This is a genomic window from Massilia varians (assembly GCF_027923905.1).
Lineage (GTDB): Bacteria > Pseudomonadota > Gammaproteobacteria > Burkholderiales > Burkholderiaceae_D > Telluria > Telluria varians_B.
Genome location: NZ_AP026966.1, coordinates 3,715,988 through 3,740,765, shown reverse-complemented (window position 1 = coordinate 3,740,765; position 24,778 = coordinate 3,715,988). Strand labels below are relative to the sequence as shown.

The 24,778-nt window shown below is 69.2% G+C and carries 28 protein-coding genes; 23 read left to right on the top strand and 5 right to left on the bottom strand.

All coding sequences use genetic code 11. From position 1 onward, the window contains the following. The first annotated feature begins 53 nt into the window (after nucleotides 1-53). Nucleotides 54-482 (top strand): VOC family protein, encoded by a 429-nt coding sequence (locus MasN3_RS16800; protein ID WP_281908708.1) that lies wholly within the window; start codon nucleotides 54-56, stop codon nucleotides 480-482. Between the two features lie 40 nt (nucleotides 483-522). Beyond that, nucleotides 523-1,356, top strand: a complete 834-nt coding sequence (locus tag MasN3_RS16795) for a metallophosphoesterase (RefSeq protein WP_281908707.1) — start codon at nucleotides 523-525, stop codon at nucleotides 1,354-1,356. On the opposite strand, the gene MasN3_RS16790 is transcribed toward MasN3_RS16795, so the two are convergent. The 5 genes from MasN3_RS16790 to MasN3_RS16770 all read right to left on the bottom strand — a co-directional run bounded on the left by MasN3_RS16790 (nucleotide 1,353) and on the right by MasN3_RS16770 (nucleotide 6,090). After that, nucleotides 1,353-2,279, bottom strand: a complete 927-nt coding sequence (locus MasN3_RS16790) for a DMT family transporter (RefSeq protein ID WP_281908705.1) — start codon at nucleotides 2,277-2,279, stop codon at nucleotides 1,353-1,355. The genes MasN3_RS16795 and MasN3_RS16790 overlap by 4 nt on opposite strands. A 60-nt stretch (nucleotides 2,280-2,339) precedes the next feature. Beyond that, nucleotides 2,340-3,107: a helix-turn-helix transcriptional regulator gene (locus MasN3_RS16785; protein WP_281908703.1), complete on the bottom strand. Its 768-nt coding sequence runs from the start codon at nucleotides 3,105-3,107 to the stop codon at nucleotides 2,340-2,342. 11 nt (nucleotides 3,108-3,118) lie between these two features. Then, complete coding sequence (gene fnr, locus MasN3_RS16780; RefSeq protein ID WP_281908701.1) at nucleotides 3,119-3,880, bottom strand: fumarate/nitrate reduction transcriptional regulator Fnr; 762 nt, start codon at nucleotides 3,878-3,880, stop codon at nucleotides 3,119-3,121. Nucleotides 3,881-3,960: 80 nt separating this feature from the next. Further along, complete coding sequence (locus tag MasN3_RS16775; protein WP_281908699.1) at nucleotides 3,961-5,607, bottom strand: hypothetical protein; 1,647 nt, start codon at nucleotides 5,605-5,607, stop codon at nucleotides 3,961-3,963. A 33-nt stretch (nucleotides 5,608-5,640) separates the two neighbouring features. Next, nucleotides 5,641-6,090 carry a hypothetical protein gene (locus MasN3_RS16770; protein WP_281908698.1) on the bottom strand — a complete coding sequence of 150 codons (450 nt, stop codon included), beginning with the start codon at nucleotides 6,088-6,090 and terminating at the stop codon, nucleotides 5,641-5,643. Between the two features lie 397 nt (nucleotides 6,091-6,487). On the opposite strand from MasN3_RS16770, the gene MasN3_RS16765 reads away from it, so the two are divergent. The 21 genes from MasN3_RS16765 (at nucleotide 6,488) to grpE (ending at nucleotide 24,716) form a co-directional block, all read left to right on the top strand. Further along, complete coding sequence (locus tag MasN3_RS16765) at nucleotides 6,488-7,972, top strand: cytochrome ubiquinol oxidase subunit I (RefSeq protein WP_281908696.1); 1,485 nt, start codon at nucleotides 6,488-6,490, stop codon at nucleotides 7,970-7,972. After that, nucleotides 7,962-8,969 (top strand): cytochrome d ubiquinol oxidase subunit II, encoded by a 1,008-nt coding sequence (cydB, locus tag MasN3_RS16760; protein WP_281908694.1) that lies wholly within the window; start codon nucleotides 7,962-7,964, stop codon nucleotides 8,967-8,969. Before MasN3_RS16765 ends, cydB begins: the two co-directional genes overlap by 11 nt. Continuing rightward, nucleotides 8,969-9,097, top strand: coding sequence for a DUF2474 domain-containing protein (locus MasN3_RS16755; protein ID WP_281908693.1), 129 nt, complete (start codon nucleotides 8,969-8,971; stop codon nucleotides 9,095-9,097). The genes cydB and MasN3_RS16755 overlap by 1 nt, the downstream gene beginning before the upstream one ends. 96 nt (nucleotides 9,098-9,193) lie before the next feature. Beyond that, entirely contained in the window at nucleotides 9,194-9,883 is a 690-nt protein-coding gene (locus MasN3_RS16750) for a TorD/DmsD family molecular chaperone (protein WP_281908692.1), read from the top strand. A gap of 17 nt (nucleotides 9,884-9,900) precedes the next feature. After that, nucleotides 9,901-10,161 carry a twin-arginine translocation signal domain-containing protein gene (locus tag MasN3_RS16745; protein WP_281908690.1) on the top strand — a complete coding sequence of 87 codons (261 nt, stop codon included), beginning with the start codon at nucleotides 9,901-9,903 and terminating at the stop codon, nucleotides 10,159-10,161. Between the two features lie 45 nt (nucleotides 10,162-10,206). Then, nucleotides 10,207-13,026, top strand: coding sequence for a formate dehydrogenase subunit alpha (locus MasN3_RS16740; RefSeq protein ID WP_281908688.1), 2,820 nt, complete (start codon nucleotides 10,207-10,209; stop codon nucleotides 13,024-13,026). Nucleotides 13,027-13,075: 49 nt separating this feature from the next. Next, the gene (fdh3B, locus tag MasN3_RS16735; RefSeq protein WP_281908686.1) at nucleotides 13,076-13,747 is read left to right on the top strand and encodes a formate dehydrogenase FDH3 subunit beta; all 672 of its coding nucleotides are present in this window, start codon (nucleotides 13,076-13,078) and stop codon (nucleotides 13,745-13,747) included. After that, the gene (locus MasN3_RS16730; protein WP_281908685.1) at nucleotides 13,744-13,959 is read left to right on the top strand and encodes a hypothetical protein; all 216 of its coding nucleotides are present in this window, start codon (nucleotides 13,744-13,746) and stop codon (nucleotides 13,957-13,959) included. The genes fdh3B and MasN3_RS16730 overlap by 4 nt, the downstream gene beginning before the upstream one ends. Nucleotides 13,960-13,969: 10 nt before the next feature. Next, entirely contained in the window at nucleotides 13,970-15,073 is a 1,104-nt protein-coding gene (locus MasN3_RS16725; RefSeq protein WP_281908683.1) for a formate dehydrogenase subunit gamma, read from the top strand. 17 nt (nucleotides 15,074-15,090) lie between these two features. Next, nucleotides 15,091-15,546 carry a hypothetical protein gene (locus MasN3_RS16720; protein WP_281908682.1) on the top strand — a complete coding sequence of 152 codons (456 nt, stop codon included), beginning with the start codon at nucleotides 15,091-15,093 and terminating at the stop codon, nucleotides 15,544-15,546. Between the two features lie 2 nt (nucleotides 15,547-15,548). Beyond that, nucleotides 15,549-16,211, top strand: coding sequence for a hypothetical protein (locus tag MasN3_RS16715; protein ID WP_281908680.1), 663 nt, complete (start codon nucleotides 15,549-15,551; stop codon nucleotides 16,209-16,211). A 2-nt stretch (nucleotides 16,212-16,213) separates the two neighbouring features. Then, complete coding sequence (locus MasN3_RS16710) at nucleotides 16,214-16,654, top strand: DUF3305 domain-containing protein (RefSeq protein WP_281908679.1); 441 nt, start codon at nucleotides 16,214-16,216, stop codon at nucleotides 16,652-16,654. 11 nt (nucleotides 16,655-16,665) lie between these two features. Next, a complete protein-coding gene (locus tag MasN3_RS16705; RefSeq protein ID WP_281908678.1) occupies nucleotides 16,666-17,175 on the top strand; it encodes a DUF3306 domain-containing protein in 510 nt (169 codons plus the stop codon). Further along, nucleotides 17,172-18,839, top strand: a complete 1,668-nt coding sequence (locus MasN3_RS16700) for a 4Fe-4S binding protein (RefSeq protein WP_281908677.1) — start codon at nucleotides 17,172-17,174, stop codon at nucleotides 18,837-18,839. The genes MasN3_RS16705 and MasN3_RS16700 overlap by 4 nt, the downstream gene beginning before the upstream one ends. Before the next feature lie 114 nt (nucleotides 18,840-18,953). Then, nucleotides 18,954-20,657, top strand: coding sequence for an AMP-binding protein (locus MasN3_RS16695; RefSeq protein WP_281908676.1), 1,704 nt, complete (start codon nucleotides 18,954-18,956; stop codon nucleotides 20,655-20,657). 443 nt (nucleotides 20,658-21,100) lie between these two features. Beyond that, entirely contained in the window at nucleotides 21,101-21,538 is a 438-nt protein-coding gene (locus tag MasN3_RS16690) for a GreA/GreB family elongation factor (protein ID WP_281908675.1), read from the top strand. A gap of 59 nt (nucleotides 21,539-21,597) precedes the next feature. Next, nucleotides 21,598-21,918 carry a hypothetical protein gene (locus MasN3_RS16685; protein ID WP_281908674.1) on the top strand — a complete coding sequence of 107 codons (321 nt, stop codon included), beginning with the start codon at nucleotides 21,598-21,600 and terminating at the stop codon, nucleotides 21,916-21,918. Next, the gene (locus MasN3_RS16680) at nucleotides 21,911-22,828 is read left to right on the top strand and encodes a universal stress protein (RefSeq protein WP_281908673.1); all 918 of its coding nucleotides are present in this window, start codon (nucleotides 21,911-21,913) and stop codon (nucleotides 22,826-22,828) included. The genes MasN3_RS16685 and MasN3_RS16680 overlap by 8 nt, the downstream gene beginning before the upstream one ends. A gap of 36 nt (nucleotides 22,829-22,864) precedes the next feature. Beyond that, a complete protein-coding gene (locus MasN3_RS16675; RefSeq protein ID WP_281908671.1) occupies nucleotides 22,865-23,515 on the top strand; it encodes a hypothetical protein in 651 nt (216 codons plus the stop codon). Between the two features lie 386 nt (nucleotides 23,516-23,901). After that, on the top strand, nucleotides 23,902-24,354 hold the full coding sequence (locus tag MasN3_RS16670; RefSeq protein WP_281908669.1) for a GreA/GreB family elongation factor: 453 nt from the start codon (nucleotides 23,902-23,904) through the stop codon (nucleotides 24,352-24,354). Continuing rightward, nucleotides 24,351-24,716 carry a nucleotide exchange factor GrpE gene (gene grpE / locus MasN3_RS16665; RefSeq protein WP_281908667.1) on the top strand — a complete coding sequence of 122 codons (366 nt, stop codon included), beginning with the start codon at nucleotides 24,351-24,353 and terminating at the stop codon, nucleotides 24,714-24,716. Before MasN3_RS16670 ends, grpE begins: the two co-directional genes overlap by 4 nt. Nucleotides 24,717-24,778 lie beyond the last annotated feature (62 nt).

Here is a 24,778-nt window from a genome sequence, read left to right as displayed (position 1 = left end):
ACACTGCTCGCGCACACGCCGTCTTTCATGACCTTCTTTCGCAGGAGCGCAGCATGGAAACAAACGAGATCTACCGCGGCAGGCTGATCGACCACATCCAGCTGGTGGTCAGGGACCTGCCCGCATCGCGCCGGTTCTACGGCGCCGTATTCGAGGTGCTCGGCATCCCGCTCGGCGGTGCAGGTAGCGATTATTTCTGGGCCGACGAACTGTTCATCTCCAGCCGCGACAGCCAGGCCGCCCAAGGCGTGCTCACCGGCCGCCACCACCTGGCCTTCCAGGCGCGCGACCGCAAGATGGTGGACGCCTTTTATTTCCCGGCCCTGGCCGCCGGCGGCAGGGACAACGGGCGCCCGGGCGAGCGCGCCTACCATCCGGGCTACTACGGCGCCTTCGTGCTCGACCCGGACGGCAACAACATCGAAGCGGTGCACCACGGCGCGGCAAAGCACAGCGCGCCCTACGTGCGCATCAGCTTCTGAGGCGGCGCGGGGTGGTGGAAACCGCTATACTGCGCCGACCATGCGCATCCAGATTTTCTCCGACCTGCACCTCGAACGCTACGCGGGTTTCATTCCGCAGATCCGCGGCGACACCGACATCGTCGTCCTGGCCGGCGACATCGGCTCCTACCAGGCCGGGTCGCGTCTGACCGACACGGATTTCGGACTCGAACGCTTCTCGCCGCTGCGGCCCGGCGCCCCCGCGGCGCGTGTCTTGTACATCCCCGGCAACCACGAATTCGATGGCCTGGAATACGACGAAGCCTACGCGCGCCTGCGCGCCAGCTGCGCGCGCCTGGGCATCGAATGGCTGGACCGCGAGACGCTCGTCATCGGGAGCGTCCGCTTCATCGGCACCACCCTGTGGAGCGACTTCGACGCGCTGGCGCTGCGCGAGCAGGAGCTGACCAAGCAGCTGCAGAAACGCGAGAAGGCCTTCCGCGCCGCCAACTGGTACCTGTCGAAGAACACCACCCTGAAGAACGGCGAGAAGGTGCTGGCCGAGGGCATCCGCGCGATGGCGCTGGACTGCCAGGACTGGCTGCGCGGCGCGCTGGCGACGCCCTTCGACGGCAGCACGGTGGTGGTGACCCACTTCGCCCCCAGCCTGCAAAGCGCCGACCCGCGCTATGGCCTGACGCCCGGCACCGCGGGCTTCTGCAATGGGCTCGACGGCTTGTTTCCGCAGGCCGACGTCTGGATCCACGGCCACCTGCACTGCGCCAACGACTACGTGGTCAGCGGCATCGAGGCCGGCCGGCCGTGGTCCTGCCGCGTGCTGGCCAATCCGCTCGGCTATCTCAGCAAGGGCGAGCAGGAAGCATTCCGCCCCGATCTCGTCCTCGACATTTAAGTACGGTGGACGGCCGCGCAGGACGCCACGCCCGAGGCCAGGAACACCAGCGCCGCCGCCTCCAGCCCGCTCGGCCAGCGCGCCTCCCACAGGAAGCCGTAGAGCGAGGCGAACACGGTCTCGAACACGATCATCTGGCCCATCAGGGCCATCGGCAGGGCGCGGCTGGCGTGGTTCCACAGGGCGTTGCCGACCACGGAACAGAGGATCCCGACCGCCGTCACCAGGCCCAGGAAGCGCAGCCACTCGGGGCCCGTGTGCGGCGTGGCGCCGACCGCGAAGGCCGGTGCCGCCAGCAGCAGGGCCTGGGCGCCCGTCATCACCCCCACCAGCAGGCTCCATTCCTTGGCCGAGATGCCCTCGAGGCGCGCCAGCCAGCGCCGGTTGGCGACCGCATAGAAGGTCCACGACAGCAGCGCGCCGACCGCCGACAACAGCCCGGTGATCGCGCCGCCATCCAGGCAAGCCAGCGCGTCCCGGCTGATGCAGGCCAGGCCGGCCCCGCCCAGCAGCAGCGAAGGCGCCAGACGCCGCAAGGGCACCGCGTCGGGTTCGCGCAGGCCCGCCAGCGTCACGGTGATCGGCAGCAGCCCGATCACGATCGAGGTCATGGCCACGCCCCCCAACTGCACGGCCTGGGCCAGGAACAGGTAGTAGACGATGTTGCCCGCCAGGCTGAGCCAGGCCAGGCCGCGCCAGTCGGCCGGGGTCAGGCGCCGCCTGAGCCGCGGCCAGGCGCGGGCGACGAGGAGGGCGGCGACCAGGCCGTAGGCGAGGTAGCGGCCCGCCGACAGCTGCAGCGGCGAGAAGCCGGGCGCCAGCTCCGGGGCAAGGAACACCAGGCCCCAGAAGGCGCCCGCGGCGATGCCGGCGCCGATGCCGAGTTGCGTGGTATGGGTTCTGGTGTGTATCTGTGACAGCATGGCCGATCTCCGTGGGAAGGGAGATTGTCGGCCGGATGCCGGCGCGCTTCTTGACCGCCGCTACTGGATCTTTGACAGATTCTCTCGATACGCGCGCCGGTAGGCGGCGGGCGTGCTGTCCATCGCCCGGCGCATCGCGCGCGTCAAGGCGCTCTGCTCGGAAAAGCCGGCCGCCAGCGCGATTTCGGCCACCGGGCGCTTGCTGGCACGCAGCCGTTCGCAGGCGTAGCGCAGGCGGCAGTCCAGCAGCCAGTCGTGGGGCGTGCTGTCGTGCTCCTCACGAAACAGGGCATGCACGCGGCTCACGCTCAGGCCGGCCACGCGCGCCATGGCCTCGGTGGTCCACGGCAGGCCGGGTTCGGCCTCGATGCGGGCCCGCAGGGCGGCCAGGCGCGAGCGCGGTGCGGGCGCGCCCAGCGCCAGGGTGTCGAGCAGCAGCGGCGTCCAGCCGGCCAGCATGGAAGGGGCGGGGGGCCGGGTGGCGGCCAGGATGCCCATGAATTCGACCAGCTTGCGGGCGGCCGGACCGATGGCGCCGAAGGGCTGCTCGAGCAGGCGCTGCCAGGGCCCCGCGGCGAAGGTTTCCGGGCCCAGGTCGACGATCAGCGACTGGTTGGCGACCGCACTGCACTGCGAGTGCCAGGCGCGCGGCGCCACCACCGCCACGCGCAGCGGATCGAGCCGGGCCTGGCGGCCTTCGATCTCGAGCGCGACTTCGCCGCTCACGGGCAGCACCAGCTGGCCGAACTCGTGGCGGTCCGCGCTACGGGCGGCGCCATAGCTGCGCAGGTGCAGATCCAGATGCGGGGCGGGCGGCAGGGCGGCCATCCTGGGCAATCCTAGCCCATCGGGCTGCAGACCTCGGTGCCGGCGGCCAGCGCCTTGAGCCTGGCCGGATCGAGCAGGGTGACCTCGCGCTTGTCCACCTGCAGCCAGCCCTGCTTCTTGAAGCGCGACAGCAGGCGGCTGATGCTTTCGATGGTGAGCCCGAGGTAGTTGCCGATGTCCTCGCGCGACATGCGCAGCTGGAAGCTGGTCGGCGAATAGCCGCGCGCCGCGTAGCGTGCCGACAGGTTGACCAGGAACACGGCGAAGCGCTGCTCCGCACGCATATTGCCGAGCAGCAGCATGACGTTCTGCTCGCGCGTGATCTCCTGGCTCATGATGCGGTGGAAGTGGCGCAGCAGGGCGGGGACGTGGCCGAACAGCTCTTCGAGGCGCGCGAACGGGATCTCGCACACCTCGCTGTCCTCGAGGGCCACGGCGTCGCAGTGGTGGGTGCCGCTGATGGCGTCCATGCCCAGCAGCTCGCCGGCCATCTGGAAGCCGGTGATCTGGGCTTCGCCGGCGGCGTTCACCTGGTAGGTCTTGAAATGGCCGAAGCGCACCGCGTACAGGTTGCGGAAGGGTTCGCCCATGGCGTACAGGCGCTCGTCGCGCGCGAGGCGGCGGCGGCGGCCGATGATCTGGTCGAGGCGGTTGATGTCGGCATCCTCGAGCCCCATCGGCAGGCACAGCTGGTGCATGCTGCAGGCGCTGCAGCTGGCCTTGAGGGCCTGGATGACCGGCGCTTCGCCCGGAAGCGAGATGGGTTGGTTCATGGCAGGAAAACGAAAATGCTGACGCGGCCATTATAGACAAAGGCCGCGTCCGCGGGTTTTATTTCCCTACCGCAAGCCTGTTACAGGTGATGCCGGTGTTGCGCCTTCATCCTGTAGTACTCCTGCCGTCCCTTGGCCTGCACGGTCGCGGCGATCCCGGCCGCTTCCAGCGCCGCCTGATTCACGCTGGCGAAGGCGTCGGCATCTCCCTTGAGCGCTTCCACGGCCTGCTGCGCCTGCGCGGTGCCGGCCAGCGCCAGCCCGAAGGTGGCCGACACCGCGAGCTCGGCGGCCAGGGTGTCGAGGCTCGGCGCCACCACCTCATGCTGCGCCTTGGCCGCCTGCAGCTCCGCGGTGGCCTGGGGCGCCGCCAGCGTGCGCGCCAGGCCCATGTCGCCCGCGACCCGCGCCAGGTAGTCGAGCGCCGCCCGGCTGCCGGAGCGGTTGGCCAGGTCGCCGAGACGCAGCAGGGCCGTGTTCTTGGCATTGAACACGGCGCGACCGGCGCGCGGCTGCTCGATGAAGTCGATCATCGGCTGGACTGCGATCTCGCTGCCGATGTAGCCGAGGGTGGCCACGATCTGGGTCAGGAACTCCTCGTGCCGTTCCGGTTCGTCCACCAGCCACTCGAGCAGCAGGCGGGCGTCCTTCTCGCCGTACTGCGAGGCCAGCTCCCAGGGCACGCCTTCCACCCAGTGCCGGGAGACGAAGTCGCGCACATCGGCGGGCAGCGCCATGCCGCCCGCGCCGCAGGAGCAGCCGCCGGCGGGCATCACCTGGCCGCCGATGCTCAGCGGGCCCGAAAGGAAAGCCGAGGATTCCGCCGCGTTGACCACGTTGTGGTCGACCCCGACGGACGGGTACATGACCGCGCGCGGGTCGTCGGTGCGGTGGCTCAGGCCGCAGTTGTGGCCGTACTCGTGCACCCAGATCAGGCCTTCCTGGTTGGCCGTGAAGCGCACCGCGGCCACGTTGACCGAGGCGCTGCCGACCGGGGCGCAGCCGATGATGCTGTCACCGGGGCCGCCGCACCAGCGGATGGCCTGGACGACCTTGACGCCGCTGCCGGCGTTCAAGAGCGCAGTCAGGTCGCTCGAGGTCTGGATGGTCCCGGGGACGTTGGCCGGTAGCAGCCGGACCGCGCCGTTGCGCACGAAGCGGACCGGGGTCGCGACGTCCGGCCCGCTGTCGTCGTTCTGGAGGATCGTGCCCATGTCGGCGAGGATCCGGTCGGCCTCGGCTTCGCTCAGGGCTACGCTGCTGTGGCGGTGCACCGTGACCGAGACCGTGCGTAGGCTGGGCGGCGCGGCGGGCGGATTGACGATCAGGTAATCGACGTAGAGCGAGATGTCGGCGCTCCACTCGATGTTGACCCAGATGTCGACGCCGTTGGAACGCGGCGCGACGTTGTGGACGGTGTAGCGGGCCGCGCCGATGAACTTGCCGGCGGGCGGACCGCCCGGCACGCCTTCGCCGATGGCCACGAAGACCTGCGAGCCGGGCTGGATCAGGTCCCAGCCGAGGCGCAGCAGCCATTCGCCGCGGCGCATGCCCCAGTCGTGGCGGTAGGTGAAGCCGGTCCCCTGCAGCGCAGGCTGCACGGCGTCGGTGCCGACGGTGGCTTCGGCGACGGCCCAGGGGCCTTTGGTGTCCGACGAGTCGGCGCGCTCCGGTCCGGGGTCGAGCAGCAGTGCGGCGTCCTGGTCGAGGCGATCGTTTGGTGCCATGGGATTCTCCTGGTGCGCTTCAAGGGTTGATGATCAGGTAGTCGGCGTAGAGCGGGATGTCGCTGCTCCAGGCGATGTCGACCAGATGTCGACGCCGTTCCAGCGCGAGGCGACGTTGTGCACGGTATAGCGGGCGGCGCCGATGAACTTGCCGGCGGCCGGGCCGCCCGGCGCGCCTTCGCCGATCGCCACCAGCACCCGCGAGGGCGGCTGGATCACGTTCCAGTCGAGCCGCAGGACCCACTGTCCGCGCCGTGCGCCCCAGTCGTGGCGGTAGGTGAAGCCGGTGCCGCTCAGCTCGGGCTCGGACTGGCCGGCGCGGGCGGCCGCGGCCCCGAACAACTGCCGGACCGCGGCCGGATCGGCGTCCTGGCGCAGTTCGCGAAAGCTCGCCGGCATGGCCGAGGAAGCGAGCAGCACCTCCGCTTCCCCGGCACGCTCCGCGCCGCGCGCCGCCGCCGGGTGGTTCTGATGATGGATCATGACCATCTCCTTTCACATCGACGATCGATGGATGGCCCGCCCGCCGCAGGACAAGGCGGAGGCCGGGCCGCCGGATCGCGAGTCCGCAAGCATGCCGTGTACACAGCATTTTGGCTGCAGCCGGGCTCGAATCGTCAGCCAATATAGACGAGTGGATTGGGCCGGCAGGACCGATCTGACAGGTCATTAATATGGATCAGTGACCCCAGGTTTTCAGTGTTCGAGAAAGGTTTCGACACCGACAGCAAGTCCCGGCTCGCGCATGGATAACAAGCGACTCGCCGGCCGCCGAAGCCGCGTTTTGACGTATCAAATCAACATCGCCAAGCGTGCGCGCCCCTTTGGCATGCTAGATTCTGGACACCACGACGGAGGTCGACGAGCAAAAGGGGCCCGCATGTTCGGTTTGTCCGCTTTGGATCTGGCGCGTGTGCAATTCGCGTTCACGATGTCCTTCCACATCCTGTTTCCGGCGATAACGATTGGCATGGCCAGCTACCTGGCCGTGCTCGAGCTGTGCTGGCTGAGGACGCGACGCCAGGTCTACGTCGACCTCTACCACTACTGGATCAAGATCTTCGCGGTCTGCTTCGGCATGGGCGTGGTGTCCGGCATCGTGATGGCCTACCAGATCGGCACCAACTGGGGCTACCTGTCCGAGTTCGCCGGCAGCATCATGGGACCGATCCTGTCCTACGAGGTGCTGACCGCCTTCTTCCTCGAAGCCGGCTTCCTGGGCGTGATGCTGTTCGGCTGGACCCGCGTCGGCCCGGGCCTGCACTTCGGGGCCACCTGCGCGGTCGCGGTCGGCACCCTGATCTCGGCCACCTGGATCCTGGCCGCCAACAGCTGGATGCAGACCCCGCAGGGCTATGCGATCGAGGGCGGCCGGATGGTCCCGGCCGACTGGCTGGCGATCGTCTTCAATCCTTCCTTCCCCTACCGGCTGCTGCACATGGTGATCGCCGCCTATCTCACCACGGCCCTGATCGTCGGCGCCACCGGGGCCTGGCAGCTGCTCAAGGGCCGCGACAATCCGGCGGTGCGCAAGATGCTGTCGATGGCGATGTGGATGATCCTGCTGGTGGCGCCGATCCAGGCGGTGGTGGGCGACTTCCACGGCCTGAACACCCTGAAGCACCAGCCGGCCAAGCTGGCGGCCATGGAAGGGCACTGGCAGAACGAAGGCGACAAGGCGATCCCGCTGCTGCTGTTCGGCATGCCCGACATGGAAGAGGAGCGCACCAGGTACGCAGTCGGCATCCCGCACCTGGGCAGCCTGATCCTGACCCATTCGTGGAACGGCCAGTTCCCCGGACTCAAGGATTTTCCCCGCGAAGAGCGGCCGAACTCGCTGATCGTGTTCTGGAGCTTCCGCCTGATGGTGGGCCTGGGCCTGCTCATGATCGCGCTGGGGGCCTGGAGCCTGTGGCTGCGGCGCAAGCGGGGAGGGGAGGCGCGCCTGTGGCACAACCGCCCCTTCCTGCGCTTCGCCGTGTGGATGGGGCCGGCCGGCCTGGTCGCCATCCTGGCCGGCTGGACCACCACCGAGGTGGGACGCCAGCCCTGGGTCGTGTACGGGGTGCTGCGCACCGCCGATGCCGTCTCGCCGCACGGTGCCGCCGAGCTCGGCCTGACCCTGGCGCTGTTCGTGGTGGCCTACATGTTCGTGTTCGGCACCGGCACCGTCTACCTGCTGCGCATGATGCGCAAGGGGCCGCAGCGCTCCGCGCTGCATACGCCGGCCCAGGGCGGTCCGGGCGAGGAGCGCACGCCGAGCCGGCCGCTGTCGGCCGCCGACGTGCAGAACGACGACGACGAGGGGGAGGCCAGCCCGGATCTCCCGGGGCGCGACAAGGAGGAGCCAGGCCATGGGTATTGACACCACCGTCATCTGGGCGGTCATCATCTTCTTCGCCGTCTTCATGTACGTGCTGCTGGACGGTTTCGACCTGGGCATTGGCCTGCTGTTTCCCTTCACCCCGAAAAAGCGCGACCGCGACACCATGATGAACACGGTGGCGCCGGTCTGGGACGGCAACGAGACCTGGCTGGTCCTGGGAGGCGAGGGGCTGCTGGCGGCCTTCCCGGTGGCCTATGCGATCATCCTGTCGGGGCTCTACCTGCCGCTGATCTTCATGCTGATCGGCCTGGTGTTCCGCGGCGTGGCCTTCGAGTTCCGTTTCAAGGCCAAGGAGCACGAGCGCCACCAGTGGGACAAGGCCTTCATCGGCGGCTCGGTGGTGGCCAGCTTCTTCCAGGGCGTCTCGCTGGGCGCTTTTCTCGACGGCATCGCGGTGTCGGGGCGCAGCTACGCCGGCGGGCCGCTCGACTGGATCGCGCTCTTCCCGCTGCTGGCCGGGGTCGGGGTGATGATCGCCTACACCCTGCTGGGCGCCACCTGGCTGGTCATGAAGACCGAGGGCGAGCTGCAGGCGCGCATGATCCAGGTGGCGCGTCCCTTCGCCCTGATGCTGCTCGCGGCCATCGTCATCGTCAGCATCTGGACCCCGTGGCGCGACCCGGCGGTGGCGGCGCGCTGGTTTACCTTCCCGAACATCGTGTTCCTGGCCCCGGTGCCGGTGCTGGTGGCGGTGTTCATCGTGCTGCTGCTGCGCTCGCTCAAGCGCGACCCGCACCGGGTGCCCTTCGTGGCGGCGCTGGCCCTGATCTTCCTCGGCTACAGCGGCATGGCGATCAGCATCTGGCCCCACATCGTGCCGCCCTCGATCTCGATCTGGGAAGCGGCCTCGCCACCGTCCAGCCAGGGCTTCGCCCTGGTCGGCACCCTGTTCATCCTGCCCATCATCCTGATGTATACGGCCTGGTCGTATTGGGTGTTCCGGGGCAAGGTCAAGGCCGACGCGGGGTATCACTGATGGTGACCCGGCGCGAATGGCTGCGGCGGCTGGCCTGGCTGGCCGCGCTCTGGCTGGGCGGCGTGTTTACGCTGGCGGCGGTGGCCTACGTGATCCGGACCCTGATGCGCGCGCTGGGCATGCATTGAGCATGGTTTGATGACACCGTGTCATCAACCGTGCGCGGCCTGCCGCGTGGGAGGGCTACACTGCTGGTGACCCTTTGCCAACAGGAGAGCAGCACCGTGTCCCATCCTGACGCGCCGCCAATCCAGCGTCCCGCCGACCCCGCCGCCACCGTCGCCGTATCCCTGCCGCTGGCCGCGGAAGACCAGGCGCGCGCCGATCTGTACGCGCTGCTGTCGCGCCTGCTGCTGGCGGCGCCGGACGCAGCGCTGCTGGACGCGCTGGCACACGCCGACCCCATCCTGTCGGAAGGCGGCGATCCGGCCCTGGAACAGGCCTGGGAAGCCTTGACGCTGGCCTCGGGCGTCATGGACCCGATTGCCGTGGCCGAGGAATTCGACGCCCTCTTCATCAGTGTCGGCACGCCCCCCGTCAATCCCTACGGCTCGCGCTACCTGGCCGGCTACATGAACGACACCCCGCTGGCCGAGCTGCGCGCCGACCTGGCCCGCTTCGGCGTCCGGCGGGTGCGCGGCGTCGGCGAATTCGAAGACCACCTGGGGGCGCTGTGCGAGACCATGCGCGTGCTCATCACCGGCGCGCCCGGCATTGCGCGCCAGCCGCTCGCGCGCCAGCAAGCTTTCTTCGACGTTCACGTCGCGTCCTGGTACGAACGCTGCCTGGCCGACATCGCGGCCGCCGAGGGCGCCAATTACTACCGCCTGGTCGCGCGCCTGGCCGGCGCTTTCCTCACCATCGAAGCGGAAGCATTCGTGGTCGGGGAAGCGCTCACCGAATCACCCGCTTAACCGAAACGAGGCAGAGCATGGAACAGCAAGCGCAGCAACTTGAACACGCACAGGACGTCAAGCCGGCCGCAGGGCAGGAGACAGGTCTCCCGGACCCTAGCCGCCGCGGTTTCCTGAAGGCCGCGCCGCTGGGGGCGCTGGCGGTCGTCGCCGGCACCGCCGAGGCCGCCGACGCTCCGGCGCCGGCGCCGGCGCCCGCGGCGGCGCCGCAGGTCAAGCGCGGCTACCACGAAACGGATCACATCCGCCGTTACTACGAGACCGCCGCATATTGGTGAAGCTGCGGCTGGTCCGCATTCAATGATCCATAGGGGAGAACCAGCATGTCCCTCGTGAAGTCCGTCCGCGACAGCGGACTCAAACGGCGCCGCTTCCTGGTCGGCGCCGGTGTCGCCGCCGGCGCCGGCGCTCTGGCCCGGCAGCTGCCGCTGAACGTGATCGAACCGGCGCACGCCGACCAGGTCGCCGACGCCCCGGTGCCCACCGAGGTCAAGCGCACCATCTGCAGCCACTGCTCGGTGGGCTGCTCGGTGGACGCGGTGGTGGCCAACGGCGTCTGGGTGCGCCAGGAAGCCGCCTTCGATTCACCCATCAACATGGGCGCGCACTGCGCCAAGGGCGCCTCGGTGCGCGAGCACGCCTTCGGCGAGCACCGCCTGCGCTACCCGATGAAGCTGGTGAACGGCAAATACGTGCGGATGTCCTGGGACCAGGCCATCAACGAGATCGGCGACAAGCTGATCGAGCTGCGCCAGAAATCCGGCCCCGACGCGCTGATGGTGATCGGCAGCTCCAAGCACAACAACGAGCAGGCCTACCTGCTGCGCAAGTGGGTCTCGTTCTGGGGCTCGAACAACTGCGACCACCAGGCGCGCATCTGCCACTCGACGACGGTCGCGGGCGTGGCCCAGACCTTCGGCTACGGGGCGATGACCAACTCCTTCAACGATTTGCACCACAGCAAGGCGGTGATGTTCATCGGTTCGAATCCGGCCGAGGCCCACCCGATCTCGATGCTGCACTTCCTGCACGCCAAGGAGCTGGGCGCGAAGATGATCGTGATCGACCCGCGCTTCACCCGCACCGCGCGCTTCGCCCACCACTACGTGCGGGTGCGCCCGGGCACCGACATCCCGCTGGTCTGGGGCATCCTGTGGCACATCTTCCAGAACGGCTGGGAGGACAAGGAATACATCGCGGCCCGTACCTACGGCATGGAAGACGTGCGCAAGGAAGTGGCGAAATGGACGCCGGATAAAGTCTCGGACATCACCGGCGTGCCGGAAGCCTCGGTCAAGATGGCCGCCGAGATGCTGGCCAAGAACAAGCCCTCGTCGGTGGTCTGGTGCATGGGCATTACCCAGCACACGGTGGGCACCGCCAACGTGCGCGCACTGTCAATCCTGCAGCTGGCGCTGGGCAACATCGGTGTTCCGGGCGGCGGCGCCAACATCTACCGCGGCCACGACAATGTGCAGGGCGCCACCGACGTCGGCCCCAACGGCGACTCGCTGCCCGGCTACTACGGCATCGCCGAGGGCGCCTGGAAGCACTTCGCCGGCGTCTGGGGCGTCGACTACGAATGGATCAAGTCGCGCTTCGGCTCCAAGGAGCTGATGGAAAAGCCCGGCATCACGGTGTCGCGCTGGTTCGACGCCGTCAACGAAGAGAACCAGTACATCGACCAGCCGAGCAACCTGCGCGCCGTGTTCTACTGGGGCCACGCGCCCAACAGCCAGACCCGCCTGCCGGACATGAAGGCGGCGATGCAGAAGCTCGACATGCTGGTCGTCATCGATCCCTACCCGAGCATGACCGCCTCGATGCACGGCCGCACCGACGGCGTCTACCTGCTGCCGGCCGCCTCGCAGTTCGAAACCTCGGGCTCGTGCACCGCCTCCAACCGCAGCATCCAGTGGCGCGAGCGCGTCATCATGCCGCTGTTCGAGTGCAAGAGCGACCACGAGATCATGTACCTGTTCGCCAAGAAGCTCGGCTTCCACAACGAACTGTGCAAGAACATCAAGGTGGTGCTCAACGAACCGGTGGTCGAGGACATCCTGCGCGAGATCAACCGCTCCTGCTGGACCATCGGCTACACCGGCTGCTCGCCGGAGCGCCTGAAGCTCCACATGGAGAACAAGCACACCTTCAACCCGACCACCCTGCGCGCCGACGACGGTCCCTGCAAGGGCGACTACTACGGCCTGCCGTGGCCGTGCTGGGGCACGCCGGAAATGAAGCACCCCGGCACGCCCATCCTGTACGACCTGAACAAGTCGGTGGCCGAGGGCGGCCTGCCGTTCCGCGCCAACTGGGGCGTCGAGCACAACGGCGAGTCGCTGCTGGCGGCCGACGGCTCCACCAACAAGGACAGCCAACTCGACGTCGGCTACCCCGAATTCGACCACGTGTTCCTGAAGAAGCTCGGCTGGTGGGCCGAGCTTACGCCCCAGGAGCAGGCGATGGCCGAAGGCAAGAACTGGAAGACCGATAATTCGGGCGGCATCATCCGGGTCGTCATCGGCCATGGCTGCGCACCCTTCGGCAATGCGCGGGCACGCTGCAACGTGTGGAACTTCCCCGATCCGGTGCCGACCCACCGCGAGCCGCTGGCCTCGCCTCGCCGCGACCTGGTTGCCAAGTACCCGAGCTACGACGACAAGGCCAACTTCTGGCGCCTGCCAACCCTGTTCAAGTCAGTGCAGGACGTTGACTACTCGAAGGACTTCCCGCTGATCATGACCTCCGGCCGCCTGGTCGAGTACGAAGGCGGCGGCGAGGAAACCCGTTCCAACCCCTGGCTGGCCGAACTGCAGCAGAACATGTTCGTCGAGATCAACCCGCGCGACGCGGCCCAGATCCGCGCCAAGGTGGGCGACTACGTCTGGGTCGAGACCCCCACCGGGGCGCGCCTGAAGATGATGGCGATGGTCACCGAGCGGGTGCCGATCGGCCTGGTCTGGATGCCTTTCCACTTCGGCGGCTGGTGGATGGGAGAAGACCTCGAGCGCCACTATCCGGAAGGCGGCGCGCCGACGGTGCGCGGCGAGGCCTGCAACACGGGCTGGACCTACGGTTACGACGCCGTGACGATGATGCAGGAAACCAAGGTATCGCAGTGCCGGGTCGTCAAGGCCTGAGGCGCGGCGCGCGTACAGAACAGCGGAGGAGAACGGCATGGCCGCAAGAATGAAATTTATCTGCGACACAGAGCGCTGCATCGACTGCAACGGCTGCGTGACCGCATGCAAGAACGAACACGAATTGCCCTGGGGTATCAACCGGCGCCGGGTGGTGACCATCAACGACGGCATCCCCGGTGAGCGCTCGGTGTCGGTGGCCTGCATGCACTGCACCGACGCGCCCTGCCTGGCGGTGTGCCCGACCAACTGCATCTACCACACCGAGGACGGCATCGTCCTGCACAGCAAGGACCAGTGCATCGGCTGCGGCTACTGCTACTACGCCTGTCCGTTCGGGGCGCCGCAGTTCCCCGAGACCGGCATGTTCAACCACCGCGGCAAGATGGACAAGTGCACCTTTTGCGCCGGCGGCCCGGAACCGGATACTTCCGAAGCCGAGTTCAAGAAGTATGGGCGCAACCGCATCGCCGAAGGCAAGCTGCCGGCCTGCGCCGAGCAGTGCGGCACCAAGGCCCTGCTGGGCGGCGAGGCCAACCAGATCGCCGACATCTACCGCCAGCGCGTCGAGACGCGCGGCTACGGCCCCGAGCTGTGGGGCTGGAAGATCGCCTACGGCCGGCCCAAGCGCGGCGGCGAGATCAAGGCGAAGGGCGACCTGCCGCGGGTGAACCAGCAGGTCGGCGACGTGCAGAACGACCCGGGGAGGATCGTCCAATGAACAAGCTCCGTTACGCTGTGCTGGTGTTGCCGCTGCTGCTGTCCGGCTGCCTCGAGGTCGAGCAGTTCCCCGGCTGGCTGCACGGCGAATATGCCGGCAAGGAAGACCAGCGCCATTTCCAGCAACGCTTCCACAACGACCGGCTGGCCTGGTCGGCCGCGGTCCAGAACCGTGCCATGAAGCAGAACGAATACAACCGGGCCAATCCCTGAGGAGCCGACCATGCACGCCATTTCCTCGCGCGCGTCGCTGTTGCTGACGCAGTTGCTGATTACTGGCCTGGTGCTGGCACTGCTGTCGACGGCCGCCTGGGCCGGCGTACCCAACAAGGACGCCAAGCCCGCCTACGCCGAGGAGCAGACCATGCTCCAGATCGAAGGCGATTCGGTGGTGAAGGAGCCGGGCCTGACCAACGCGGCCTCGGGGCGGGTCCACATGGACCGCCACTTCCTGGGCCAGTACGGCGCCACCGAGGCCAACGTCATCGTCCAGCGCGGCGGCAACACCTGGCGCATGCTACGCAACGGGCCGCTGGCCAGCATCGCCGGCTTCATCCTGCTGGCGGTGCCGCTCCTGATCTTCGTGTTCTACAAGGCGGTCGGCGCCGCCAAGGAAGTGGCGCCGTCCGGACGCCAGATCAAGCGCTTCACCGCCTGGGAGCGCAACGTGCACTGGGCCACGGCCTACAGCTTCATCGCGCTGGCGATCACCGGCATCATCATCATGTACGGCAAGAAGATCATGCTGCCCTGGATGGGGCACGACCTGTTCTCCTGGGTCGCGATCATCTCCAAGTACCTGCACAACTTCGTTGGGCCGCTGTTCATCGTCTGCTCGGTGCTGATGTTCATCACTTTCCTGCGCCGCAACTTCTTCAACCGCAACGACTGGCAGTGGGTGAAGCAGGGCGGCGGCCTGGTGTCGCACAAGCATCCGCCGGCCGGCTTCTTCAACGCGGGCGAAAAGGCCTGGTTCTGGCTCGGCCTGACCCTGCTGGGCATCGTCATGTCGATTACCGGCCTGATCCTGGATTTCGTCACCTTCGGCCAGACCCGCTACGTGCTGCAGGTGGCCAACTACCTGCACATCGGCGGCGCTGCCCTGTACATCGCCGCCGCCATGGGCCATATCTACATCGGCACCTGGGGCACGCCGGGGGCCTACCAGGCCATGCGCGAAGGCCACGTCGACGAGAACTGGGCCGCCGTCCACCACTCGCTGTGGCTGGAACAGGTCCGCAACGGCACCGCGACCGACCCGGCGCACCGTCCCCATCCGGACGCCCGGCCGGGCCACCCGAGCCCCCGTCCGGGCCCGGCCGCCTGAGGCACGCGAGGAACACCATGAAAGCATCCACCATCATCATCCCCGGCGCGCTGGCCTTGCTTGCGGCGCTGGCCAGCGGCTGCGACCGCGGCCGCAACCCGAGCGTGGGCGGCATCGAACAGACCAAGTACCCGGGCCAGGTTACGGCCGGAGGCCGTACCGCGGGCGCCATCATCGCCAGCACGGCCAAGCCGGTCACCGACGCCACCTATGCCGGCGGACAACCGGGCACTGCCGGCGGTTCGGGCGGCAATACCGGCGGAGCGCAGCTCGGCGGCAGCACCTCCGAAACCGGCGCAGGGCCGTCCTCGGGTGTGGCGCCGTCATCCGGTGCGCAGCCGGGAACGCAGACCCAGCCGGGCGACAACGGCAAACCGGCGGCGCCGGCGCCGGGCACGGTGGAAGCGCCAAGCGCCACCAATGCGGCGCCGAAAGGTCCCGCAGCGCCGGGAACACTGGGAGCCAAACAATGAACATGAGCACACATCGAAGCTTGCGCTGGGTGCTTGCCGGCCTGCTGGCCTGCAGCGCTTCCAGCTGGGCGGCCTTGAAGCCGCCGACCCCCGCACAGCAGCAGGAAGCCGCCGCCAAGAAGGCCGCCGCCGACGCCAAGGCGGCCAAGGACAAGGAACTGCTTGCAGCGTCGATGGACGCGGTCAGCGCGCGCTGGCGTGCGCAGGCGCCGGCCAAGGGCTACAAGATCGTGGCGCCGACCACGGTCGCCGCCGCTCCCGCGGCTGCGGGGCAGGGGCTGGCGCCCGGCGTGGCCGGCCCGGGCAGCATGGCGCCCGGCCAGGTCGCCAATCCGGTGCCGCCCGGCGCGGCTGCGCCTGGGGCCGCCCGCGCGGCGGCGGCGGCCGGCATGGTGCCGCCCGGGGGCACACCGCCCAACGCCGGCATGCCGGCGGCGGCGCCCGCGAATGCGGCGCCCGGCACCGCCGCGGCCGCGCCCGCGACCGGCGCCGCGCCGTACAGCCCGCAGGCGCTGAACGCGGCCAACGTCCCGATCAAGAGCGAAAAGCTGGGCACCGCGGCGCCCAGCGAGGACGTCAAGACCAGGCAGACCCGGTCGGTGCCCAAGGGTGTGGCCCCGGCGGTGGAGAAGGAACACAGCCCCAAGACGGCGAACAAGCAATGAAGATGGGAAGCATGCCAATCGCGGTGATCATGCAGCGGCGCGCCGTGCAGCACCGCTGGGCCGACGAGGCCTGGGAGGCGGTCGGCGTGGTGCCGGACCGCGGCAACCTGCCGCGCCTGCAGGTGCTCAGCGAGACTCCGGAGCGCGACTACTACCTCGTCTCCGGCCTCGAACTCGAGCTGTACACCGACGAGAACGAAGGCTATTACGAAAACTGCATGGCGCCGGATTCCAAGGTGTTCGTGCTGTGGCGTATGGAGGAGGGCAAGGCGATTCCCGTACGCGCCTCGGTCAGCTACGTCGAGGGCACGCGCATGTTCGACTCGGGCGAGCAGGCCGACGGCGTGGCCATGCCGGCCGAGATCTATGCCTGGGTGGCCGGCTACCTGCGCGAGCACTACCAGCCCAAGCCGCGCTCGCGCCGCGGGCGCCAGCACGGATGAGCGGGGCCGGAATGTCCGAAGAAGGTTTCTTCCGGCGCTGGGCGCGGCTGAAGTCATCCGGCGCAGACGCGGCGCCGGCCGAAGGTCCGCGCGCACCGGCGCCCCCTGTACCCGTGAGCGAGCCTCCTGGCGGCGCCATGCAGGAAGCCGACGCGGCGCCACGCGCCCCCTTGCCGACGCTCGAAGACGCGGCGCGGCTCACCCCGGATGCCGACTTCTCCGCCTTCGTGGCCAAGGGCGTCGACCAGTCGGTGCGGCGTCTGGCGCTCAAAAAACTGTTCGCCGATCCGCATTTCAATGCGATCGACGGCCTCGATATCTACATGAACGACTACAACAAGGCGGCGCCGCTCACCCCGGCCATGCTGGCTTCGCTCAAGCATGCGCAGGGCCTGGTCACGCGCCTGTTCGACGACCGGCAGAAAGAGGCCGAGGCGGCAGGGCAGGCACAGGCACAGCAAGCGCAGCCGGTGCCGGAACCCGAACAGGCGCCGCCGTCCACACGACAAGGGAACGCATGAACATCCGCTTTACCGACAATCCGCCGCTCGACCCGGTCCAGGAAGGCCGCAATGCGCAGGCCAGGGGCGCGGCCATCCTGGCTGCCGACGCTATCCCCGTGTTCGAGCCGGCCGTCACCGTCAGCTACCAGTCCAGCGGCCGCACCCTGGTGGTCGGCGCCGCCGAACACGCCTTGCCCTGGGCCGACCGGCTCGCCGCGGCCTTGCCGGTCACCGTGCTGCTGCTCGACAGCCAGCAGACGATGCCGCTGCGCCCGTATCCGGTGCACGTGGCGCGCACCGTCGCGCTGGCGGGCTGGCTGGGCGCCTTCGAGGCGCGCTGGCAGGCGCCCGGGCAGCCGGTCCAGCAGGGCCGCTTCGACCTCGTGCTCGACCTCAGCCCGAGCCGCCTGATTCCCAGCCACCAGCGCCCCCACGGGTATTACGCGCCCGGCTACGACGATGGCGCGCGCCTGGAGGCGGTCGAGGCCATGCTCGACATGGTGGGCGACTTCGAGAAGCCCAAGTATTTCTCGTACAAGGAACGTACCTGCGCCCATGGCCGCAACGGCTTGACGGGCTGCAGCGCCTGCATCGAGATCTGCTCGGCCCAGGCGATTTCCGGCGACGGCGACCGGGTCAAGGTCAACCCCTACCTGTGCGCCGGTTGCGGCGCCTGTTCCACGGCCTGCCCGACCGGCGCCATCAGCTATGCCTTCCCGCCGGCGGCGCTGACCGGCAAGCGCATGCAGGCGGCGCTGCGCTCCTACCGCGAAGGCGGCGGGCAAGACCCTGTCTTCGTGCTGCACGACCCGGAACACGGCGCCGCGCTGCTGGCCCAACTGGGCGAGTCGGTGCCCGGGCGCGCGATCCCGCTGGCGCTGCAGCACACCGCCTCGACCGGCATCGACGTCTGGTTCGCCGCCGTGGCCTATGGCGCGGCCGGCATCTCGGTGCTGCTGACGGGGCGCGAAGCTCCCCAGTATGTCGCCCTGCTGGACCAGCAGATGGAGATCGTCCAGGCGGTACTGAGCGGCCTCGGCTACGAAGGCCCGCATTTCCAGCTGCTGCGCGTGGAGGCGCCGGACGAACTGGCGGTGGCGCTGCGCCACGCCCCGCGCGGCCGTACCCCTGCCGAGCCGGCGACCTTCCACCTGGCGAACGACAAGCGCAACACGCTCGACTACGCCCTCGAGCACCTGCACCGCCATGCGCCGCTGGCGCCCGAGCAGGTCGCGCTGCCGGCCGGCGCGCCTTTTGGTGCGATCGAGGTCGACCGCAAGGCCTGCAGCCTGTGCATGTCCTGCGTCGGCGCCTGCCCGGCCGGGGCGCTGCAGGACGGGCAGGGCGCGCCGCTGCTGCGCTTCATCGAGAAGAACTGCGTCCAGTGCGGCCTGTGCGCCAGCACCTGCCCGGAAAACGCCATCAGCCTGGCGCCGCGCCTGTCCTTCATGGAGAGCCGCGGCCAGGCCGTGGTGCTCAACGAGTCCCAGCCTTTCCACTGCATCCGCTGCGACCAGCCCTTCGGCACCCTGCAGATGGTCGAGAACATGCTCGGCCGTCTGGCTTCGCATCCCGCCTTCAGCGGCCACCTCGACCGCCTGCGCATGTGCGGCGACTGCCGCGTCATCGACATGATGGAGCCGCGCGACGAGATGCGCGTGACGGCGCTCAAGCGCACTTGACGGTTCCGGTCTCGGCCGGTCATGCCGGCCGAGTTGGAACAGCGCGCGCAAACATGGCAGAATGGCCAGGGATGGCCACAGCGGCCATGCCACCCTAGCGACCCAGGAGACACCATGACGCCGACCCAGCGCTTTCTGCAAGCGCGCGACTTCCTGCTGCAGCACCGCCTCGACTACGACACCGCCTATCGCGAGTACCGGCAGCCCCGGTTCGACGCCTTTAACTGGGGGCTGGACTACTTCGACCAGATGGCCAGGGACAACCACGCCACGGCCCTCTGGGTAGTCGAAGAGGACGGCCGCGAGCAGAAAATCTCGTTCGCCGACATGGCCTCGCGTTCGTGCCAGGTGGCCGAGTACCTGCGCTTATGCGGGGTCAGGCGCGGCGACCGGGTGCTCCTGATGCTGCCCAACCGGGTCGAGTTGTGGGAGATCATGCTGGCCGGGATCAAGCTTGGCGCGGTGCTGGTGCCGACCACCATGCTGGTGTCGGGCCCCGACCTGCAGGACCGCATCGCGCGCGGCCGCGTCAGGCACGTCATCGCCCAGGCCACCGAAGCGCACAAGTTCGACGGCATGGCCGGCAGCTTCACCCGCATCGCGGTGGGCGGCGCGGCAGGCGCCAAACCCGAAGGCTGGCGCGACTTCGCCGACAGCCACGACATCCAGTCGGTGTTCACGCCGCAGGGCGAGACCCGCGCCACCGACCCGCTGCTGCTGTATTTCACTTCCGGCACCACGGCCAAGCCCAAGCTGGTGCTGCACAGCCACCAGAGCTATCCGGTCGGCCACCTGTCGACCATGTACTGGATCGGCCTGCAGCCGGGCGACGTCCACTGGAACATCTCCTCGCCCGGCTGGGCCAAGCACGCCTGGAGCTGCTTCTTCGCGCCCTGGAACGCGGGCGCCGCCATCTTCGTCTACAACTACGAGCGTTTTTCCGCCAAGGCCGCGCTGGACACGATCCAGCGCTGCGGCGTGACCTCGTTGTGCGCGCCGCCGACGGTCTGGCGCATGATGATCAAGGAAGACCTGAGCGCCTGGCGCCCGCCGCTGCGCGAACTGGTCGGCGCCGGCGAGCCGCTCAACCCCGAGGTGATCGAACAGGTCGAGCAGGCCTGGGGCATCCGCATCCGCGACGGCTTCGGCCAGTCGGAAAGCACCTGCCAGATCGGCAACCCGCCGGGCCAGCCGATCAAGCCCGGCTCGATGGGCCGGCCGCTGCCGGGCTACCGGGTGGCGCTGCTCGACATCGACGAGCAGCCCGCCGAGGAAGGCGAGATCGCGCTGTCGCTCGATCCGGCGCCATTGGGGCTGATGATGTGCTACGAGGGCGACGAAGAAAAGACCGCCCAGGTGATGCGCGCCGGCCACTACCATACCGGCGATACTGCCACGGTCGACCAGGACGGCTACTACTTCTACGTCGGGCGCAACGACGACGTGTTCAAGTCCTCGGACTACCGCATCAGCCCCTTCGAGCTCGAGAGCGTCCTGATCGAGCACGAGGCGGTGCTGGAGGCGGCGATCGTGCCGAGCCCGGACCCGCTGCGGCTGTCGGTGCCGAAGGCCTTCGTCACCCTGCGCCAGGGCGTCCCGCCTTCGCGCGAGCTGGCGGCATCGCTGTTCGCGTTCGCGCGCGAGCGGCTCGCGCCCTACAAGCGCATCCGGCGCATCGAGTTCCGCGAGCTGCCCAAGACCATTTCGGGCAAGATCCGGCGCGTCGAGCTGCGCAAGGAAGAAGCCGGGCGCGCCGCCGGCGCCGCGCAGGCCGACGGGCAGGGCGTGGAATACCGCGAGGAAGAGTTCCCCGCCTGAGCTGCCCGAGCTGGGCCGGGGCGCCGTTCGCGCCCCGGCCCAGCTCGGTTGACGAAAAAAGCTGGTGGTATATACTGGACCGGTATCCAATTGATGAGATTCGATCCGGTATGCGCTGCATTTCTTCCTACGGCACAGCTTGTTCCTCCAGCACGCGCACGGCGCGCGCTGCCGCCGTCGGCGCTGCCCGCATGTCGCAACTTGTCCCCCACCTTCCCCTGTCGCTCGGACTGAGCGTCTTCCACGCTCGTCTCGCACAATTGTCGACGCGCGATCTCGCCTGCCTTTCCTGAGCTCGGCGAGAGCCGGGCAAGCCCAGCTTCCCGACTCTCCCGAGCCCCCTCCAAAGCATCGTCTGAAGCGCTGCGCATTGGCTGATGCCATGCCGCGGCACGCCATTCGTTCCTATTGGCCAGCCTGGAACGGGCTGGGAAAGGCAAACCATGTGCACTACCACCTACCTCAGCCAGCACGACCTGGTTGTTCTGACGCGCTTCGTGCGGGCACGATCGGCCGATCCCGGCCGGGTCGACGCCGCCGTGCGCCGCCTGGCGCACCTGACCGCCGTCTCCCGGGCGCTTCCCGGCATCGATAGCGGCGGCCAGGCGCGCCGCGTCTCGCTCGGTGCGAGCGTGCGCTACCGCGTCGCCGCCTGCGGCACCGCCGTCCCCAGCCGGGGCAGCCGCGATCTCGACACCATCGTCATCGCCTCTCCGCAAGATGCGCACGCCATGCTGCCGCGCGTTCCGGTACTGGCCCCGCTTGCGCTGGGCCTGCTGGGACATGCCGAGGGCTGCACGGTCGATGTCGAGCTGCCCCTGGGGCGCAGCATGCGCCTGGAAATCGTCGAGGTGCAGCCGCCCTCGGGCCTGCCGGCCTGAGTCCGGCCAGGGCACGCCGCACGATCCCCTTATCCCTACCTACGCTTGAAGGAGAAGCCATGACCGATATCGAGCACAAGCCAGCGCCGGGGCGCAAGCCCGGCATCGAAGAGCGCATCGCGGCCGCCGGCCAGCGCATCGCGGCCTTGCAGCGACGGCTGGATGACGCGCTTGCCGACCTGGCCCAGGCGCGCCGGCGCGCGGCCGCCGAGCTGGCGCAGGCCGAGCGCTGCGGCCGGCAGGACCCGGCCGGCGGGCTGCTCGCCTTGGGCGACGCCGCGCCCCTGCGCGAGAGCGTGGAGCTGGCGCAGCGCCAGCTGGCCAAGGCGGTGGCGCGCGCCACGCCACACGACGGTATCCAGGGAGGACACTGTGCGTAGAATCGACCGGATCCTGCTCGCGATAAACCAGTCCCATCCCGGCCGTGTCGAAATGCGGGCTTCGCTGCTGGCGCCGGCGCTGGGCGTCGAGGCCTTCGACGTGCTGGCCCTGAAGCGCGCCGGCAGCGGTATGCGTCCCACCACCGCCTACAGCCACGTCCAGGTCGATGGCGGCAAGCTCAGGGCGCTGGTCGATGGCGAGGCCAGGCCGCTCGGCGACTTCCCGCTGCCGGACGAGCTGGACAAGGTGTGGACGGTCCGGCGCGGCCATCCGGCCGACGTGATCGCCGTGACAGCCGACAGCATCCGGGCCGACCTGACCCTGATGGCGGGCAGCGGCAGGCCGCGCCTGCCGCTGTGGGCGCGGCCCTCGCGCGACGCCGACGTCGTGCGCCTGTGCCAGGGCGCCGTGCTGCTGGTGCACGGCGAGCCGCGCCACGATTACCGTAATGTCGTGGTGGCCACCGACTTCTCGCGTGCTTCGCTGGCGGCGGCGCGCACCGCGGCGCTGCTTGCGCCGGACGCCCGTTTCGTCTTCGTGCACGCCTTCCAGCAGCCCGAGACGGCCATGATGCGCGAGCTGGAGTTGCCGCTGCGGGTGATCCGCTCCTACCGCGAGCAGGGCTGGGAGGCCGCGCGCAGGAAGCTCGACGAGTTCGTCGAGCTGTTCCTGCATGACGTGCCGCCGGGGCGGCGCGAAGTGCATGCCGGGCGCGCGTTCGATGTCATCCGCGATTGCGTGCGGCGCCAGCAGGCCGACCTGCTGGTGCTGGGGCGCGGCGCGTGCCATCCGGGTGCGCGCCTGTCCTGCACCAACGTGATGCAAAGGCTGATGGACGAGGGCGCATGCGATCTCCTGGTCGGACCGGACCGCCACGGCGACGGCAGCGACCGGCGCCTGGCGGCGTAAGCCCCGCCGGGAGCTCATTGAGCGAGGAGGAAAGACATGGCCTACGACACCATCATGCCGCAGGGCGGCAGCACCTGGCATCGCACCGGCGGCCAGGACGCGGGGGAGATGCGGGTGCTGCACTGGCAGGCGCACCCCTTGTGGCCGGTGCGGCATAACGCGGCGCGCGCGCTGGCGGCCTTGCGTGCCGGCGCCGGCGCCGTGCTGCTGGTGCGCGCCGGCCGGCAGTACCAGTCGCGCCAGGACGGCCATGCGCTGTTTCCGACGGATCTGTCGCCGTCCTCGCTGGAGAGCGCGCGCCTGGCCATCCGTACGCTGCCGCGCATGCGCTTCACCCTCCTGCACGGCTGCCGCGTGCGCGGCGAGGGCGGCATGCGCATGGCGGGCGTGGGCGCGGCCACGCTCGACGCCTGCCGGCGCAGCAGCGAAGGGGTCGCGCGCGCGGCGCTGTGGCGCTTCGCCGCGCAGTTGCGGGCACGCCAGGTCCGCCCCGTGCTGATGGTGCTGCGCCAGCCCTGGATCGCGGCGGTCGCGGCGCATGCCGCCATGACGCGGCCGGACGTGCTGGTGCTGGCCGATGGCGGGGGCGGGCCGTGGGCGGCATGGCGCCGGCGCGCCGGCCTGCGCGCGCTGCTGGCCCGCACCGAGTGCGACCTGCTGCTGCTGCCGCGCGCGGGTGCGGACTGATTCCACGCCGCGCGCTGGCCGCCGTGTTGACGAAAAAAACAGGTGGTATATACTGGTCCCGATTCCACTTCACGTACATCGACCGGACATGCGCTGCATTTCTTCTTTCGGCATTGGTTCATCCTCCAGCGTGCGGACGTCGCGCGTCGGCGCCGTCGAAGCCGCCCGCTGCCCGCACACCGGCCTGTCGCTCGGATTGAGCGTCTACCACGCTCGTCTGGCACAACGCTCGACGCGCGATCTCGCCTGCCTCTCTTGAGCTCGGCGAGAGTCCGCTGACTCTCCCGAGCCGCACCCACAAGATCGTCCAGTAGTCGCGGCGCCACGGCGCCCGGCCTGATTCGTTACTGTCGGCCAGCCCCACCGCGGGCTGGGAAAGGCATCGTATGTGTACCAGGCATTACCTGAGCCAGCAAGACCTGGCCGTCCTTCATCGTTTCGCACGCGAGCACGCCATCGACGCGGGTTCGCGCGACCCCTCCGGGCGCAAGCTCGCGGCCCTGCTGGCGTCGTCGCTGCCGCTGCCCGAGACCGACGCGGCGCGCCGCCACGTCTCGCTGGGGGCGACGGTCCATTACCGGCCCGACGGCGCGCGCGACCTGAGTTCCATCGTGATCGCCTGCCCGTATGACGCCAACGCGCTGCTGGCGCGGGTGACCATCCTGTCGCCGCTGGCGCTGGGACTGCTCGGGCATGCCGAAGGCTGCAGCGTGGAGATCGCGCTGCCGAACGCGCGCTCCATGCTGGTCGACATCGTCGAGGTGGAGCCGCCGGCGATCATGCCGCCGGCGCCGCCTTACCAGCCACTTTGCAACCCACCAGAAAGGAGAACGTCATGACCGAGATGAATTGTGCCGGGTCGTTCCACCCGCAAGACGACGCAGACGTCAAGGGAGCGCCGTCCGCGCATGGGGGCGGCATCGAGGAGCGCATCGCCGCCACCGGGCGGCGTATCGCGGCGCTGCAGCACCAGCTGGATGGGGCAATGGCCGAACTCGGCCAGGCACGGCGGCGCGCCACGGCCGATCTCGCGCTGGCGGCCCGCTATGGTCACCAGGACCTGGCCCTGGCCCTGCTGCCGTTCCGGGATGCGCTCGAAGCGGCCCTGGCGGTCCGCACCGGCGACGCGGCGGCTTTGCGCGAAGGCCTGGTGCTGGCCGGTCGCCAGCTCGACGCGGCGCTGGCACGCCGGCACGGTTGACGGCATGATGCCCGTCACTCCCATCGTCATGTACCGGTTGCGCCGGATGCGAGGCCACGCCG

Bases quoted from the DNA above. Each gene is read 5' to 3' on its own strand.
- MasN3_RS16800 (WP_281908708.1), top strand. From the start codon at position 54: ATGGAAACAAACGAGATCTACCGCGGCAGGCTGATCGACCACATCCAG.
- MasN3_RS16795 (WP_281908707.1), top strand. From the start codon at position 523: ATGCGCATCCAGATTTTCTCCGACCTGCACCTCGAACGCTACGCGGGT.
- MasN3_RS16790 (WP_281908705.1), bottom strand. From the start codon at position 2,279: ATGCTGTCACAGATACACACCAGAACCCATACCACGCAACTCGGCATC.
- MasN3_RS16785 (WP_281908703.1), bottom strand. From the start codon at position 3,107: ATGGCCGCCCTGCCGCCCGCCCCGCATCTGGATCTGCACCTGCGCAGC.
- fnr (WP_281908701.1), bottom strand. From the start codon at position 3,880: ATGAACCAACCCATCTCGCTTCCGGGCGAAGCGCCGGTCATCCAGGCC.
- MasN3_RS16775 (WP_281908699.1), bottom strand. From the start codon at position 5,607: ATGGCACCAAACGATCGCCTCGACCAGGACGCCGCACTGCTGCTCGAC.
- MasN3_RS16770 (WP_281908698.1), bottom strand. From the start codon at position 6,090: ATGATCCATCATCAGAACCACCCGGCGGCGGCGCGCGGCGCGGAGCGT.
- MasN3_RS16765 (WP_281908696.1), top strand. From the start codon at position 6,488: ATGTTCGGTTTGTCCGCTTTGGATCTGGCGCGTGTGCAATTCGCGTTC.
- cydB (WP_281908694.1), top strand. From the start codon at position 7,962: ATGGGTATTGACACCACCGTCATCTGGGCGGTCATCATCTTCTTCGCC.
- MasN3_RS16755 (WP_281908693.1), top strand. From the start codon at position 8,969: ATGGTGACCCGGCGCGAATGGCTGCGGCGGCTGGCCTGGCTGGCCGCG.
- MasN3_RS16745 (WP_281908690.1), top strand. From the start codon at position 9,901: ATGGAACAGCAAGCGCAGCAACTTGAACACGCACAGGACGTCAAGCCG.
- MasN3_RS16740 (WP_281908688.1), top strand. From the start codon at position 10,207: ATGTCCCTCGTGAAGTCCGTCCGCGACAGCGGACTCAAACGGCGCCGC.
- fdh3B (WP_281908686.1), top strand. From the start codon at position 13,076: ATGAAATTTATCTGCGACACAGAGCGCTGCATCGACTGCAACGGCTGC.
- MasN3_RS16730 (WP_281908685.1), top strand. From the start codon at position 13,744: ATGAACAAGCTCCGTTACGCTGTGCTGGTGTTGCCGCTGCTGCTGTCC.
- MasN3_RS16725 (WP_281908683.1), top strand. From the start codon at position 13,970: ATGCACGCCATTTCCTCGCGCGCGTCGCTGTTGCTGACGCAGTTGCTG.
- MasN3_RS16720 (WP_281908682.1), top strand. From the start codon at position 15,091: ATGAAAGCATCCACCATCATCATCCCCGGCGCGCTGGCCTTGCTTGCG.
- MasN3_RS16715 (WP_281908680.1), top strand. From the start codon at position 15,549: ATGAGCACACATCGAAGCTTGCGCTGGGTGCTTGCCGGCCTGCTGGCC.
- MasN3_RS16710 (WP_281908679.1), top strand. From the start codon at position 16,214: ATGGGAAGCATGCCAATCGCGGTGATCATGCAGCGGCGCGCCGTGCAG.
- MasN3_RS16705 (WP_281908678.1), top strand. From the start codon at position 16,666: ATGTCCGAAGAAGGTTTCTTCCGGCGCTGGGCGCGGCTGAAGTCATCC.
- MasN3_RS16700 (WP_281908677.1), top strand. From the start codon at position 17,172: ATGAACATCCGCTTTACCGACAATCCGCCGCTCGACCCGGTCCAGGAA.
- MasN3_RS16695 (WP_281908676.1), top strand. From the start codon at position 18,954: ATGACGCCGACCCAGCGCTTTCTGCAAGCGCGCGACTTCCTGCTGCAG.
- MasN3_RS16690 (WP_281908675.1), top strand. From the start codon at position 21,101: ATGTGCACTACCACCTACCTCAGCCAGCACGACCTGGTTGTTCTGACG.
- MasN3_RS16685 (WP_281908674.1), top strand. From the start codon at position 21,598: ATGACCGATATCGAGCACAAGCCAGCGCCGGGGCGCAAGCCCGGCATC.
- MasN3_RS16675 (WP_281908671.1), top strand. From the start codon at position 22,865: ATGGCCTACGACACCATCATGCCGCAGGGCGGCAGCACCTGGCATCGC.
- MasN3_RS16670 (WP_281908669.1), top strand. From the start codon at position 23,902: ATGTGTACCAGGCATTACCTGAGCCAGCAAGACCTGGCCGTCCTTCAT.
- grpE (WP_281908667.1), top strand. From the start codon at position 24,351: ATGACCGAGATGAATTGTGCCGGGTCGTTCCACCCGCAAGACGACGCA.